Raw genomic sequence first — 14,446 nt, forward strand, 5'->3', positions numbered from 1 at the left:
AGCTAGCGGATCGTCCGCTAGCTGATGCTACAAGGAGTGCGGAGGTGGTATGACTCACTGGGTTCAGCCTCACCTGGTACACGTGGCTGTTCCCCCGCCCCACTGGCGGGCCGGGACAATCTCACCCCCTGCTGGTGACAGCCCCCTCGTGCATACGGTGGACAGATCCCACATGGCGGTGGGGCGTGGCGGATTTCTCGGTGGAACCTGTGGCCGGTCATGAGGGCCGGCCGCGTTCACCGATCGAAGCCGCGGAAAACACCGTCGTCGTCGACGCTGCCGGCGTAGTCCTCGAAGTCCATGGTGGCGAGGAGGAAGTTGGCCTCGACCTCGGCCATCGCGATCGGCGCGATCCGGAACACCGGGTCGCCGTCACCTCGGACATCCTCGTCGCTGGTATCGACCGCCAGTAGTGGGTGCTCGGGGTCGGTCATCGTGGTGGTGTCGGCGAGGAACACATAGGTCTGGTCATCGACCAGATCGCCTAGGCCGGCGGGGGTCAGCCCGTCGAAGGTCGCGTCGTCGACGGGTGTCAGCTCAGTCATCGTGTCTTCGTCGTAGGACGCGATGACCGCCGCGAGGGTTTGGGCCCAGGCCGCGTCGTCGGTGAAGTCCGTGCGCACCAGAAGCGATTCGCCCAGGGGCAGAGATCGTGCCATACGCCCGATTGTGCACTATGGCAGCCGAACACCGTGCGCAACCGACATCACGACGTCGAAATTCGCCGATACGGAAGTCCTCAGATCCGAGGCGACGCGCGCCCGCGCTCGGCTGACCTGCGTCGACAGCCGGTTTCCTGGGCCGTTTCAGCGCTGAAAACTCCACCGCGCCCTTGCAAGTCGCAATCTGCGATCCTCGGGTACTATCGCCGTCGGGGGAGCGCGAGATGTCCGATGGTCTGCTTAGTATGTCGCAGGCACCGGCAGCTTCGGCTGCCTCATCAACGCCATACACGACATCTCCAGGGGATGAAACTTGATCGACATGACACCGCACCCCACCCCCCGGAGCCGCTTCTCGCGGCGCTCCGGCATCACCTCGATCGTCGCGGCCGCCGCTCTCTGCGCGGCCCTCGTGACCGGTTGCACCAAGGACGACGCCGCCACCACGACGGCGCCGCCGACCGGCCAGCTGCCTGACGGCGCGCAGCTCGTGAAGGAGTCGGCGAAGACCACGCAGACCCTGCGCACCGTGCACCTGAACATCAACGTGAAGAACCTGCCGAACCTGCCGGTGGAAACCGTCTCGGCGGACGTCACCAACGAGACCCAGGGTTCCGGCGCCGCGATGGGTGAGGCGAAGGTCAAGCTCAAGCCGGAGGCCGAGTTCACCGAGGCGAAGTTCCTTGTGGTGGACAAGGTTCTATACACCCAGACCGGCGGCCGCTACGTGCCGGCAGGCCCGGCGGAGAAGGTCTACGATCCGGGCGTCATCCTGGACAAGGACAAGGGCATCGCCAACGTGATCGCCAATGTCCAGAACCCGAAGGCCGAGGGCCGTGAGGTCATCAACGGCATCAACACCGTCAAGATCACCGGCACCATCGACGCCGCCGTGATCGACCCGATCGTGCCGCGCGTCGGTGAGAACGCGGGCACCATGCCGATCACCCTGTGGATCCAGGACACCGCCCCGCCCGCCTCCGACTCGACCAAGCCGTCGGACGCCGCGTCCACCGGTGAGGGCCCGAATCTTGTTCGCGCCGTGGTGAAGAAGGACCAGGGCGAGGTCACCGTCGGCCTGTCCAACTGGGCCAAGCCGGTCAACATCGTCAAGCCCGCCGGCTGATCTGAGCCGGACGAACCGGATCACCCACACCGGTCCGGGGAACGCGGAACCTGGCACGCAGTGCCGTCCGCAGCCCCGGGCCGGTGTGTCGTCTGGGTGTCGCCTGCGGTAACTCGAGCTCCGAACGCACGCACGCACAACCAATAAGAGAATGTTCAGCGAGATGCAAGGCGCCACAAGGACTATACGTGTCGGGACGCTGGTCGGCAGGCAACACGCATCGAACGCCGATCGACACGGAGGAAGAACAAATGACGATCGATGATCGACCTGATGAAGCGGAGCGCGAGCTCCCGCCACCGCCCGGCCCCGGGGGTCGGCCTCCCGTCAACAACGTATGGGTTTATAACGGCAGAGCCTACGACCTGAGTGACTGGATCTCCAAGCATCCAGGTGGTGAATTCTTCATCGGCCGGACGAAGAACCGCGACATCACCTCGATCATCGGTTCCTACCACCGTGATCCGGAAAAAATCGCGCGGATGATCGAGCGTTACAGCCTCGGTCGCGATGCCACTCCCGAGGACATCCACCCGAAGAACAACGCGCCCGACTTCCTGTTCAAGGAAGGCTTCAACAGCTGGGACGACACCCCGAAGTACAAGTTCGACAACAAGAACGACCTCCTGCACAAGGTCAAGGCCCGGATCAAGGAACCCGAGCTGGCCGCCCGGCTGAAGCGGATGGACCGCGCGTTCGACATCGTCGTCGCGGTGCTGATCTTCCTGTACTTCGCGGTGCAGGGCCTGCGTCTGTGGGACACCAGCTGGATGCCGTTGCCGGTCTTCGTGATCGCGATGGTGCTGCTGCGTAGCTCGCTGGCGGGCTTCGGTCACTACGCCATCCACCGGGCGCAGAAGGGCCTCAACAAGTACGCGGTGAACGCGTTCGACATGAACTATGTCGCACTGTCTTTCGTCACCGCCGACGGCCACGCGCTGCTGCACCACCCGCACACCCAGAGTGAAGTCGACATCAAGAAGAACGTCTTCACGATGATGATGCAGGTGCCGCGCCTGTATCGGGTGCCGGTGCACACGGTGCACAAGTTCGGACATCTGTTGACCGGCATGATCATTCGGCTGCTCGACGTCTGCCGGCTCACCCGCAAGGTGGGCATCAAGGACATGTACGGCACCTGGGGTGGCGCGCTGCCGCACTTCATCGGCTCCTTCGGCGTCCGTTTCCTGCTGGTGGCCGAGTTCGTGGTCTTCACCGTCGCGGGCGACTTCTGGGCCTGGGCACTGCAATTCGCGATCACGCTGTGGATCAGCACCTTCATGGTGGTGGCCAGCCACGACTTCGAGGTGCCGACCGAGGAACTGCACACCGAGACCGAGGACTGGGCGGTCAATCAGCTCGAGCAGGCCTACGACCTGACGGTGGTCGGCAACAAGTACGTCGACTGCTTCCTCTCGGCCGGCCTGAGCTCGCACCGGGTGCATCACGTACTTCCGTTCCAGCGCAGCGGTTTCGCCAATATCGCCACCGAGGACGTGGTGCGCGAGGAGGCCGCGAAGTTCGGGGTGGAGTGGCTGCCCGCGAAGAGCTTCTTCGGAGATCGTTTCCCCAAGCTGTGCCGGACCTATCTGCTCGCGCCGTCGCGTGATGCCGAGGAGAACCGGTGGGGATTCGTGCGCGAACACTGCGCACCCACAGCGCTGAAGACCTGTGTGACCTACACGGTGCAGGGCTTCACCGGCATCGGAACCGTCTGATCCGACTCCGTTGCCACGTTCGTATCTGTTTCGAAAGGATTTGTGCCCGTGTCTGTTTCCCTTGACCTGCTCCGCACGGCCGACGTCGAGCGCGGGCACGACCTGCTACCGCCCGCCCCGCCGACCACGGTCGGTGTGATCGAAGCGGTCGCGACCGGTTCGCCCGAGCGCGTGGTCGACCAGGCCGTCAACGCCGGGCGGGTCGCCGAACTGTTCTCCGATCCGGCTCAGCGCCAGCGGATTCCGCGGATCTACCAGAAGACCAGGATCGACACCCGGCACCTGGCCATCGACCCGCTCGATCCGGAGTTCCTCGAGTTCAGCCGCCGCCCCGGCACCATCAGGGAGCGGATGAACCTGTTCTTCGAGCACGCGGTGCCGCTGGCCGTCGACGTCGCCCGCCGCGCCGTCGCCGGACTGGAGAACCCGGCCGAGGACATCGGTCAGCTGATCTTCGTGACCAGCACCGGCTTCATCGCCCCCGGCGTCGACGTCGCGGTCGTCAAACAGCTGGGTCTGTCGCCGAAGGTCGGCCGCATGATCATCAACTTCATGGGTTGCGCCGCCGCGATGAACGGCATCCGGGCCGCCACCGACTACGTCCGGGCCAACCCGGACAAGAAGGCGATGGTGCTGTGCATCGAATTGAGTTCGGTGAATGCCGTATTCGACGACGACGTCAACGATGTCATCACCCACAGCCTCTTCGGTGACGGCTGCGGCGCGGTGGTGATCGGCGCCAACCAGGTGCACCAGCCGCTGGCTCCGGGCAGCATCGTCATCCGCGACAGCTTCAGCCACCTGTTCGACGACGCGGAGGACGGCATCGTGCTCGGCATCAAGGACGCGGGCATCACCTGCGAGCTGGCGACCAGCCTGCCCGACTACATCTACCGCGGGGTGGATCCGGTGGTGACCGAGGTGCTGGCGCGCAACGGCCTGGGCAAGAGCGATATCGATCTGTGGGCGATCCACCCCGGTGGTCCCCGCATCATCGAGGAGTCGGCCCACTCGCTGGGCATCCCGGCCGCGGCGGCGGCGCCGAGCTGGGACGTACTCGCCGAGCACGGCAACATGCTGAGTGTCTCGCTGATCTTCGTGCTGGAGCGGATGATCCGCGACGCGCAGTCGGCGACACCGATTTCCACCGGGGTGGCGTTCTCGTTCGCGCCCGGTGTCACCCTCGAGGGCATCGTGTTCGATGTCATCCGCAGCTGAGAGCGCACGTCATGCATCTACTCCGTTTTCTCGCCGCGCTCTCGCCGGCCAGGATCGCTGCCGTGGTGGCCGCGGGCCTGATCTGCGGTGTGGCCAACACCTACCTGGTGACGCTGATCAACGCGGTCGTCTCGCCGAAGCCGCAGCCTGATCAGCTGCTGCTGCGGTTCGGGCTGACCGGCCTGGTGATCCTGGTCAGTGGCGTGGCCTCGCAGGTGCTGTTGATCCGGTTGTCGCAGGACGCGATCTACCGGTTGCGCAGCGATCTGAGCTCCGGCATCGTCTCCGCGCCGCTGGAACACCTGGAGCGGCTCGGTATGCACCGCCTGATGGCGACGCTCACCGAGGATGTCCGTTCGCTGTCGCAGGCCGTGACCGCCATCCCGTCGATCTGTGTCGACGTGGCGACCATCATCGGCTGCTTCGTGTTCCTGTTCATCGTGTCGGGGCCGATCTTCGCGGTGACGGTGGCGGGCACGCTGGTGGGCATCGCGTGTGTCGAACTGGTGCTCAAGCGGGTTCGCGGCATCTACCGCGAGGCGCGTGAGAACGAGGACGCACTGCTGCGTTCGTTCCAGGCCGTCACCCTCGGCATCAAGGAACTGAAGCTGCACCGCGGTCGTCGCCGGGACTTCATGGACCGGCATCTGCTCGGCTCTGCGGGCACGCTGCGTGATCAGAACACCGACGCGGGCTCGAAGTTCTCCTACGCGCAGGGTTTCGGCCAGGCACTGCAACTGGCGACGATGGCGCTGATCCTGTTCGTCGTCGCGGCGGCGCTGGATCTGCCGCGGGACACGATGGTCGGCTACGTGCTGGTCACCACGTTCCTGGCGATGCCGATGCAGAACTTCATGCACCGCATCCCCGATCTGCTGCGCGGCGATGTGGCGCTGGCCAAGATCCGGGCGATGAACCTGTCGATGGAGACCCTGCACAACGAGGAACTCCTGCCGTACACCGAGCGTCCAGCGGCAGGGGAGGCCAAGCTGGAACTGACCAATGTCAGCTACGTGTACCGCTCCGAGGCTCCGTCGCCGGTTCCGCCGCCGCCCGGTTCACAGCCGGACGGCCCGCCCGAGCGTGGTGGGCATCCGCCGCGTCCCGGCATGCCGCCGCGGGCAGGCAACGGCCGTCCCGGTCCCGGCGGGCCGCATCCGGCGCATCCCGGTGCGCATCCGGCCGCCGGTCAGCCGGATGTGAACGGCAAGGCCTGGGTCGACCACGGCGGCAACGATGTTCGGCCGCTGGCGCCACCGCCGGGACGCGACGATTCCGAGGACGTGGGCTTCCGGCTCGGTCCGATCGACCTGGTTTTCGAACCGGGCCAGATCACGTTCATCGTCGGCGGCAACGGCAGCGGCAAGTCGACGCTGGCCAAGCTCATCACCGGTCTGTACGTACCACGCTCGGGGTCGTTGTCGCTCAACGGGGAGAGGATCGACCACGACAACATCGAGTGGTACCGGCAGAATTCGTCGGCGGTGTTCACCGATTTCCATCTGTTCGAGGACTACCTGGGCTTCGACCGTCCCGGTATCGACGGCGAAGTACAGCGGTACCTGGAGGAGTTGCAGATCGCGCACAAGGTGACCGTGCAGGGCGGGCGGCTGTCGACCGTCGACCTGTCGCAGGGGCAGCGTAAGCGCCTGGCCCTGCTCACCGCCCTGCTCGAGGACCGCCAGATCTATGTCTTCGACGAATGGGCCGCCGATCAGGAGCCACGCTTCCGCGAGGTCTTCTACCGCGAGATCCTCACCGATCTGAAGCGGCGCGGCAAGACGGTCATCGTGATCACCCACGACGACCGGTATTTCGACTGCGCCGACCAGTTGGTGAAGCTCGACTTCGGTCTGGTCGCGGTGTAGTTCACGCATCACACGAACGCCGGTTCGGTCCGTACAGGCCGGACCGGCGTTCGCCGTTGTCAGGCGCTGTCGCGCTGTGCCGCGATCAGCTGCGTCATCGGTGGGCGGTCGGTGAGGCTGACTTCGGACGGTGTTCGCTGCCAACCGGTTTCGCCGGGCAGGAACTGCACGAGCCCGATCCCGGAGTCGCGGATGCCGAGCCGGTCGAGCAGGGTCGCCACGACCTGTCTGCTCATCACCGCGAGCTCGTGGGTCGGCCTGCTGCGGTGCACCCGGGTGCCGAGGTCGACCTGGGCGATGGCCGAGAGTCCGTGCCGCTGCCAGCAGTCGATGAGGATCCCGATCTCCGCGCCGTAGCCGCTGGCGAAGGAGATGTCGCCGAGAAACGTCCTGGTGGCGGCATATTCGCCGCCCAGCGGCTGCACGATCTCGGCCAGGGCGGGTGCGAGGGCGGTGAGCAGCGGGCGGGCCACCAACTGCGTCACCCGCCCGCCGCCGTCGGCGTCCACGCCCCCGCCGCTCGCCAGCGGTCGCCGGTAGAACCCCTTCACCAGCGCCAGGCCGGGATCGTCGAGCAACGGCGCGAGCAGGGCGGGCACGAAGGACGGGTTCGGCTCGACGAGATCGGCGTCGAGGAAGACGATCAGATCACCCGTGCACACCGCCAGCGACCGCCACAGCACCTCGCCTTTCCCCGGTCTCGGCGCCACGGTGGGTAGCGCCTCCTCCCGGGTGTAGACCGTGGCGCCCGCCGCCCGCGCCCGTGCGATGGTGCGATCGGCCGAGCCCGCGTCGAGGACCAGTAGTTCGTCGACCAGCCCGCCGAGCCAGGGCCGTGCGGCGGCGATCACCCCGGCGACGGTGTCCTCGTCGTCGAGTGCGGGCACCACCACCGAGATCCGGCGACCCAGCTTGCGGTCGATCAGTTCACGGACGTCCATGCAGACCAGTGAACGTCAGACGTCTCTGCGCCGCCACTGTTCCCCGCGATTCCTGTGACCGAAGCCAGCGAGCGGGAAGCGCCCGCTGTGGGGCTCCGGCGATGCCGGGCCGATCGTCGCCCCGCGGGAGTACCGTGGGCCTGATCGCGCCGGCAGCGGTTGCCTGGCGCGACAATCGACCGGTGGAGGGCGGCGTCATGACAGGGAGCGCAACGGTGGCCGAGGTCGCCAAGGGGTCCAAGACCGATCTGGTCGACGGCCGGTACACGGTGCGCATCGATCTCGACGGCCCGGCCGGCGCGGTAGACGTGTCGGCGGTGCTGGTGACGGCCGACGGCCGGGTGCGTTCCGACGCCGATTTCGTGTTCTTCAACAATCCGGCGGCGCCGGGTGTGCGGTTGGAGTCCGATGCTGTGGTGTCGGTAGATCTTTCGGCGGTTCCCGCCGAGATCCATCGGGTGGTGATCGCGGGCAGCACCGAGGCGCAGGGCATTCGGTTCGGGGAGGTCACCGGGTTGCGGGTGTCGGTCACGGGCACCGCGCAGACGCTGAGTTTCGTCCCGCCCGGACTGGATTCGGAGACCGTACTGCAGGCCGTCGCGTTGTATCGGCGGGGGAGCGGGTGGCGACTCGACGCGATCGGGCAGGGATACAGCGCCGGGCTCGCGGCCTTCGCGACCGAGCACGGGATCGTCGTCGACGAGGCGCCGGCCGCGGCTCCCGCACCGCCCGCTGCTGTGCCGCAACCCGTTCCGGTCGCGCCCGCGGTCGACCTCCGCAAGGTCGACGTGGTCCTCACCAAGGACTCGCCCGACAAACGCGCCAGCATCGACCTGCGCAAGGGCGACCCCGGCTTCGTACTCACCGTCGGTCTCGAATGGGACGGGCGCGGCGCGCAGTACGACCCGGCCGGGCGCGTGACGAAGTTCGGCAAGGGCGACCTCGACGTGTACTTCTTCTGCCGCAACGAGATCACCGGCGACTACATCGTGATCAGCGGCGAGAAGGGCCACCAGGGCGACCTCGCCGCCTGGCCGTTCATCCACCACCAGGGCGACAGCCGCGGTCCCGGCGCGAGTAACCTCCCCGCCACCGAACAGGTCGTCGTGCGCCCCACCGAGAACGGCGATCTGCTGCTCAACGTCTACCAGTCCGTCGACAACGGTGCGGGCGCCATCGACACCTTCGGGCGGCCCCGCGTCCGCGTCCGCTACGGCCGCCCTGGCCGCGACGGCCTCCCCGGCCCCGACGCCGACCAGATCACCGTCGTCATCGGCAACGGCAAGAACTCCTTCTGGGCCACTGTCGCCCATATCGATGTCCGCGACGGCATCCTCACCGTCGACGGCACCACCCGCTACAGTCGCGCCTTCAGCGAAAAAATGCCGGTCCTCGACACCGCGGGCACCTGGTTGCGTTCGGCCAAGAACGGCCCGGTCGGCCGCAGCAAGAGCAAAAACGGCCTCGGTCTGAGCCACTACGCGGGCCGCTGCCCCGACCCGCGCTGATTCCCGAGTAGTTCCGCGCGCCGCTCGTCGACCGTGGCGCGCAGGGCATCGACGACCGCGGCGACCTCGGGGCGGCGCAGTGTCTCCGCGCGCGTGACGAGCCAGTAGGTGAGCTGTACGCGCACCTGCTCGCCGAGCACGCGCACGAGATCGTCGTGGCGATCGGCCATGAAGCAGGGGAGCAGGCCGATTCCGGCCGCGGCCCTGGTGGCCTCGACATGGACGAAAACATTGGTCGAGGAGACGGATTGGCGCATGGCGGGTGCGAAGCTGGTGGCCAGGTCGAGATCGTCGACCTGGAGGATCGATTCGATGAAGTAGACAAGCGGGTAGCGGCGCAGGTCCTCTATCGTTTCCGGCGTGCCGCGGACGGCGAGGTAGTCGCGCGCGGCGTAGAGGCCGAGCCGGTAGTCGCCGAGCCGGATGGCCTCGGCGCGATGGACCTGGGGTTGCCCGACCACCACCTCGATGTCGAGCCCGCTGCGCTGGGTGGACGCGCGCCGTGTCGTCGCGATGATCTCCACCGCCACGCGCGGATGCTCGCGCTGCACGCGCGCGGCGGCCGGGGCCGCCAGATACGCGCTGAAGCCATCGGTGGCCGAAAGCCGAACCACCCCTTCGAGTTCCCGCTCGCCATCGGTCGCACCGAGCGAACGCACCGCGGCCTCGATCGTCTCGGCCGCCGACAGCGCCGCCCTCCCCAGGTCCGTCAGTTCCCAGCCGCTGGTGGCCTTGGTCAGCACCCGTCCGCCGACCGCCCGCTCGAGCGCGGCGATCCGCCGCGAGATCGTCGTGTGGTTGATTCCCAGCTCCTCCGCGGCGGTGACATACCGCCCTGACCGGCCGACGGCGAGCAGAACCAGCAGGTCATCGGCGCTGGGACGCGGACCCGGATCAGGCGAGGTCGCGCTCATTTCTGCATCTTTGCAGATGTGCGGTGCGAACTTGGCCATTGCGACCGAATCCGATCTGCACGAATACTCTCCCCATTGCTAGTGGGCCATGTCACATTTCTGATGTGATGTGGTCGCGATCACCAAGGAGCAGTGATGAGCGTCAGCAACGCGACCAGGCAGGCCGGCGACGACCCGGGCGGGGCACCCAGCGGTCTGCGCCGGGTGGTGGCCGCCTCGATGGCAGGCACCGTCGTCGAATGGTACGAATTCTTCCTCTACGGCACCGCCGCCACCCTCGTCTTCAGCAAGGTGTTCTTCGCCAAGGGCACCAGCGATCTCGACGCCATCCTCGCGGCCTTCGTCACCTACGCCGTCGGGTTCGCGGCCCGCCCGCTCGGCGGCATCGTCTTCGGCTACTTCGGCGACCGCTACGGCCGCAAGCAGTTGCTGCAACTGAGTCTCGTCCTGGTCGGCGGCGCGACCTTCCTGATGGGCTGTCTGCCCACCTTCGCCCAGATCGGCTATTGGGCACCGGCCATGCTGGTCACGCTGCGGTTCATCCAGGGCTTCGCGATCGGCGGCGAATGGGGTGGTGCGGTGCTGCTGGTCGCCGAGCACAGTCCCAGCCGCAGCCGCGCGTTCTGGGCGAGCTGGCCACAGGCCGGTGTGCCCGCGGGCAATCTGCTCGCCACCGTCGTGCTGCTCGTGCTCACCTCGACACTGTCCGATGCCGCGTTCCTGAGCTGGGGCTGGCGGGTCGCGTTCTGGCTGTCGGCGGTCGTCGTGCTGGTCGGCTACTACGTGCGCACCAAGGTGACCGACGCCCCGATCTTCGTCGAGGCGCAGCGGCACAGGGAACAGGCCAAAGCGACGTCGTTCAGCGTGTTCGAGGTGCTGCGCCGCTACCCGCGTGGCGTATTCACCGCGATGGGACTGCGTTTCGGCGAGAACATCATGTACTACCTGGTCGTCACGTTCTCGATCACCTATCTGAAGGTGCACGTGCATGCCGACACCACGACGATCCTGTGGTGGCTGCTGGCCGCGCACGCCGTGCACATGCTGGTGATCCCGCTGGCGGGCCGTCTCGGTGACCGGGTCGGCCGCCGCCCCGTCTACCTGGTCGGTGCGGTGGCCGCCGCGACCTGGGGGTTCTTCGCGTTCCCGATGATGGACACCGCCAACGGCGCGCTGATCCTGTCGGCGATCATCATCGGCCTGGTCTTCCACGGCCTGATGTACGCGGGTCAGCCCGCGATCATGGCGGAGATGTTCCCGACCCGGATGCGGTATTCCGGTGTGTCGCTGGGCTATCAGGTCACCTCGATCGTGGCGGGTTCGCTCGCGCCGATCATCGCGGTCAAGCTGCTCGACTCCTACGGTTCCTCGGTTCCGATCGCGGTGTATCTGGCGGTGGCGTCGATCGTCACGGTGATCGCGGTGCTGTGCACCAAGGAGACCAAGGGCATCGACCTCGAATCCCTCGACGCCGCCGATGCCGCGCACCCGGCCACCGTGGCCGCGCCCGCCCCGGCGAAGGTCGTGTCGGCATGACGGACCTGATCGGACGCAAGGCACTGGTCACCGGCGCGGCGGGCGGGATCGGCGCGGCCTGCGCGCACGAGCTGGCCGCGCGCGGCGCGGAGGTCACCGTCGCCGATATCGACGAGCTCGGCGCGAAGACCGTGGCCGCCGAGATCGGTGGAAACGCCTGGGCGGTGGATCTTCTCGACGTCGGCGCGCTGGCGGACCTGAGCCTGTCGGTCGACATCCTGGTGAACAACGCCGGCGTGCAGACCGTGAGCCCGATCGAGGATTTCCCGCCCGAGCGGTTCCGGCTCATCCAGACGCTGATGGTGGAGGCGCCGTTCCTGCTCATCCGCGCGGCGCTGCCGCACATGTACGAGCAAGGATTCGGACGCATCGTCAACATCTCCTCGGTCCACGGGCTGCGCGCGTCCCCGTTCAAGGTGGCGTACGTGACCGCCAAGCACGCACTGGAAGGGCTGTCGAAGGTGACCGCGCTCGAGGGTGGCCCGCACGGCGTCACCAGCAACTGCGTGAACCCCGGTTACGTGCGAACACCGCTGGTGGACAAGCAGATCGCCGACCAGGCCGTCGCGCACGGCATCCCCGAACAGGAGGTGGTGGAGAAGGTGCTGCTCACCGAGAGCGTGATCAAACGGCTGATCGAACCGGCGGAGGTCGCGCGACTGGTCGCTTGGCTGGCCTCCGACTACGCGGGGATGGTCACCGGCTCCTCCTACGTCATGGACGGGGGGTGGAGCGCGCGATGACGAGCGTGACCGTGGCACCGCAGTGGGTGCCGACCGAACAGGACATCGCCCAGGCGCGGATCACCGACTTCGCGCGGTTCGTGGCGGCGCGGCACCCTGTCGCGCTGCCGGACTACCGGGCGCTGTGGCAGTGGTCGGTCGACGACCTGGCCGGATTCTGGGGCGCGGTGTGGGACTACTTCGCGCTGGGCGAGCGGTCTGCGGTGGTGCTCGCCGACACGGAAATGCCCGGGGCGCGGTGGTTTCCGGGTGTTCGGCTGAACTACGTCGACCAGGTGATCCGGCAGGCGCGGACGGATCGGCCCGCGATCGTGTCGGTCGACGAGGGTGGCGCGGTCACGGAGCTGTCGTGGGCCGAGATGCTAAGCCGGGCAGCCGGATTCGCACGCACGCTGCGCGAACTCGGTGTCCGGCCCGGTGATCGGGTAGTCGGCTACCTGCCCGACATTGCCGAGGCGGTGCTCGCGTTTCTGGCGACCGCGAGCCTCGGGGCCGTGTGGAGCGCCTGCGGGCAGGACTACACGGCGAAGGCTGCCCTGGATCGGCTGGGCCAGCTGGAGCCGGTCGTGCTGGTGGCCGCCGACGGATACCGCTTCGGCGGCAAGGAACACCACAAGGTCGCCGAGGTCGAGGCGCTGCGCGACGGTCTGCCGGGTCTGCGGGCGACGGTGCTGGTGTCGCGGCTGGGTGGTGTCGTCGACGGCGCGCTCGACTGGGCGGAGGCGAGTGCCGACGACGGGGCGCAGTGGTGCACCGAGCAGGTGGCGTTCGACCACCCGCTGTGGGTCCTGTACTCCTCTGGCACCACCGGTCTCCCCAAGGGGATCGTGCACGGCCACGGCGGTGTGCTCCTCGAACACCTCAAAGCGATGGCGCTGCAGTCCGATATCGGGCCCGACGACACCTTCTTCTGGTACACCAGCCCGAGCTGGATGATGTGGAACTTCCAGGCTGCCGGGCTGCTGGTCGGCGCGACCATCGTCTGCTATCCGGGTAGCCCGACCGCCCCGAATCCGGATGCGCTGTGGGACATGGCCGCCCGCCTGCGCGCGACGGTGCTCGGTACCAGCCCCGGCTATGTCCTGGCGTGTGCGAAGGTCGGCGCGGTCCCGCAGCGCGACCACGATCTGTCCGCGCTGCGCCTGATCGGTATCACCGGTTCAGCGCTGCCGGCCAGCTCGTCGATCTGGTTGCGCGACAACGTCGGCGCGCACATCCCGGTCGCCTCGATCAGCGGCGGCACCGACGTGGTCTCGGCGTTCGCCGGCGGCGCGCCGACCGTCCCCGTCCGGCCGGGCGAGTTGTCCGCGCCGTACCTCGGTGTCGCCCTGGAAGCCTGGGACGACCAGGGCAGGCCCGTCCACGGTGCCGTCGGTGAACTCGTCGTCACGAAACCCATGCCGTCCATGCCGATCCGCTTCTGGAACGACCCCGACGGATCCCGTTACCGCGCCGCCTATTTCGAGGACTACCCCGGTGTCTGGCGCCACGGAGACTGGATCACCGTCACCGACCAGCACAGCGTCATCGTCCACGGCCGCTCCGATTCCACCCTCAACCGGCACGGCATCCGCATGGGCAGCGCCGACATCTACCAGGCCGTCGAACAACTCCCGGACATCGTCGACTCCCTCGTCATCGGCGCCGAACAACCCGACGGTGGCTATTGGATGCCGCTGTTCGTCGTCCTCCCCACCGGCGCCACCCTCACCGACGCCATGAAATCCCGCATCACCGCCACCATCCGCACCGAAGTGTCCCCTCGCCACGTCCCCGACGAGATCATCGCCGCACCCGGCGTGCCCCGCACCAGGACCGGAAAGAAGCTGGAGGTTCCCATCAAGCGAATCCTGCAGGGCGCTACCCCATCCCAGGTCCTCGACACCTCCGCGGTCGATCACCCGGCCCTCCTCGACTGGTATGCCCAGGTCCGTCGCCCCTGACGCTATGGAGGGCGACGACCACGGTGCGTAACGTGCGGTCTGCCGGATCCGATCCGCAATCGTGTGATCCGATATCTCGATGAGGGGGCAACGTGCGCGGGACGGCCGGTCTGACGAGACGAATTCTCACAGCGGGGGCCGCGGGATGCCTCGGCCTGCTCGGCGACAGCGGTGTCGCGGCCGCCGAGCCGGGACTCACCACACGCGTGGGGGCGAGCATCATCGGCGAAGCTGGGGATTCGCCCGGCGGGAATGGAATCTCCAGGGCG

11 protein-coding genes are annotated in these 14,446 nt (G+C 67.5%); 8 read left to right on the plus strand and 3 right to left on the minus strand.

From position 1 onward, the window contains the following. Positions 1–236: 236 nt before the first annotated feature. Positions 237–659 carry a DUF6924 domain-containing protein gene (locus tag ACFVAV_RS25310; RefSeq protein ID WP_379037723.1) on the minus strand — a complete coding sequence of 141 codons (423 nt, stop codon included), beginning with the start codon at positions 657–659 and terminating at the stop codon, positions 237–239. Between the two features lie 325 nt (positions 660–984). Here ACFVAV_RS25310 and ACFVAV_RS25315 point away from each other — a divergent pair, with 325 nt between their 5' ends. From ACFVAV_RS25315 to ACFVAV_RS25330, 4 genes are all read left to right on the plus strand, one after another. Further along, positions 985–1,788: an LppX_LprAFG lipoprotein gene (locus tag ACFVAV_RS25315; protein WP_379037724.1), complete on the plus strand. Its 804-nt coding sequence runs from the start codon at positions 985–987 to the stop codon at positions 1,786–1,788. Between the two features lie 251 nt (positions 1,789–2,039). After that, positions 2,040–3,506, plus strand: a complete 1,467-nt coding sequence (locus tag ACFVAV_RS25320) for a fatty acid desaturase (protein ID WP_379037726.1) — start codon at positions 2,040–2,042, stop codon at positions 3,504–3,506. A gap of 48 nt (positions 3,507–3,554) precedes the next feature. After that, positions 3,555–4,724 carry a type III polyketide synthase gene (locus ACFVAV_RS25325; protein ID WP_379037727.1) on the plus strand — a complete coding sequence of 390 codons (1,170 nt, stop codon included), beginning with the start codon at positions 3,555–3,557 and terminating at the stop codon, positions 4,722–4,724. Positions 4,725–4,735: 11 nt separating this feature from the next. Beyond that, positions 4,736–6,592: an ATP-binding cassette domain-containing protein gene (locus tag ACFVAV_RS25330; RefSeq protein ID WP_379037728.1), complete on the plus strand. Its 1,857-nt coding sequence runs from the start codon at positions 4,736–4,738 to the stop codon at positions 6,590–6,592. Between the two features lie 59 nt (positions 6,593–6,651). Here the strand turns inward: ACFVAV_RS25330 and ACFVAV_RS25335 are convergent, their stop codons facing one another. Then, the gene (locus ACFVAV_RS25335; RefSeq protein WP_379037729.1) at positions 6,652–7,533 is read right to left on the minus strand and encodes a glucosyl-3-phosphoglycerate synthase; all 882 of its coding nucleotides are present in this window, start codon (positions 7,531–7,533) and stop codon (positions 6,652–6,654) included. A gap of 197 nt (positions 7,534–7,730) precedes the next feature. Between ACFVAV_RS25335 and ACFVAV_RS25340 the strand changes: the two genes are divergently transcribed. Then, positions 7,731–9,041, plus strand: coding sequence for a TerD family protein (locus ACFVAV_RS25340; RefSeq protein WP_379037730.1), 1,311 nt, complete (start codon positions 7,731–7,733; stop codon positions 9,039–9,041). Here the strand turns inward: ACFVAV_RS25340 and ACFVAV_RS25345 are convergent. Then, a complete protein-coding gene (locus tag ACFVAV_RS25345) occupies positions 9,011–9,955 on the minus strand; it encodes a LysR family transcriptional regulator (protein WP_379037731.1) in 945 nt (314 codons plus the stop codon). The two genes, ACFVAV_RS25340 and ACFVAV_RS25345, sit on opposite strands and share 31 nt — an antisense overlap. A gap of 135 nt (positions 9,956–10,090) precedes the next feature. Between ACFVAV_RS25345 and ACFVAV_RS25350 the strand changes: the two genes are divergently transcribed. Genes ACFVAV_RS25350 through ACFVAV_RS25360 form a run of 3 tightly spaced genes read left to right on the plus strand, consistent with a single transcriptional unit; the run spans position 10,091 to position 14,177 of the window. Continuing rightward, positions 10,091–11,491 carry an MFS transporter gene (locus ACFVAV_RS25350; protein WP_379037732.1) on the plus strand — a complete coding sequence of 467 codons (1,401 nt, stop codon included), beginning with the start codon at positions 10,091–10,093 and terminating at the stop codon, positions 11,489–11,491. Next, on the plus strand, positions 11,488–12,234 hold the full coding sequence (locus ACFVAV_RS25355) for a 3-hydroxybutyrate dehydrogenase (RefSeq protein WP_379037734.1): 747 nt from the start codon (positions 11,488–11,490) through the stop codon (positions 12,232–12,234). The genes ACFVAV_RS25350 and ACFVAV_RS25355 overlap by 4 nt, the downstream gene beginning before the upstream one ends. Continuing rightward, entirely contained in the window at positions 12,231–14,177 is a 1,947-nt protein-coding gene (locus tag ACFVAV_RS25360; protein ID WP_379037736.1) for an acetoacetate--CoA ligase, read from the plus strand. The genes ACFVAV_RS25355 and ACFVAV_RS25360 overlap by 4 nt, the downstream gene beginning before the upstream one ends. The last annotated feature ends 269 nt before the right edge of the window (positions 14,178–14,446 follow it).

The organism is Nocardia sp. NPDC057663 (assembly GCF_042799895.1).
Lineage (GTDB): Bacteria > Actinomycetota > Actinomycetes > Mycobacteriales > Mycobacteriaceae > Nocardia.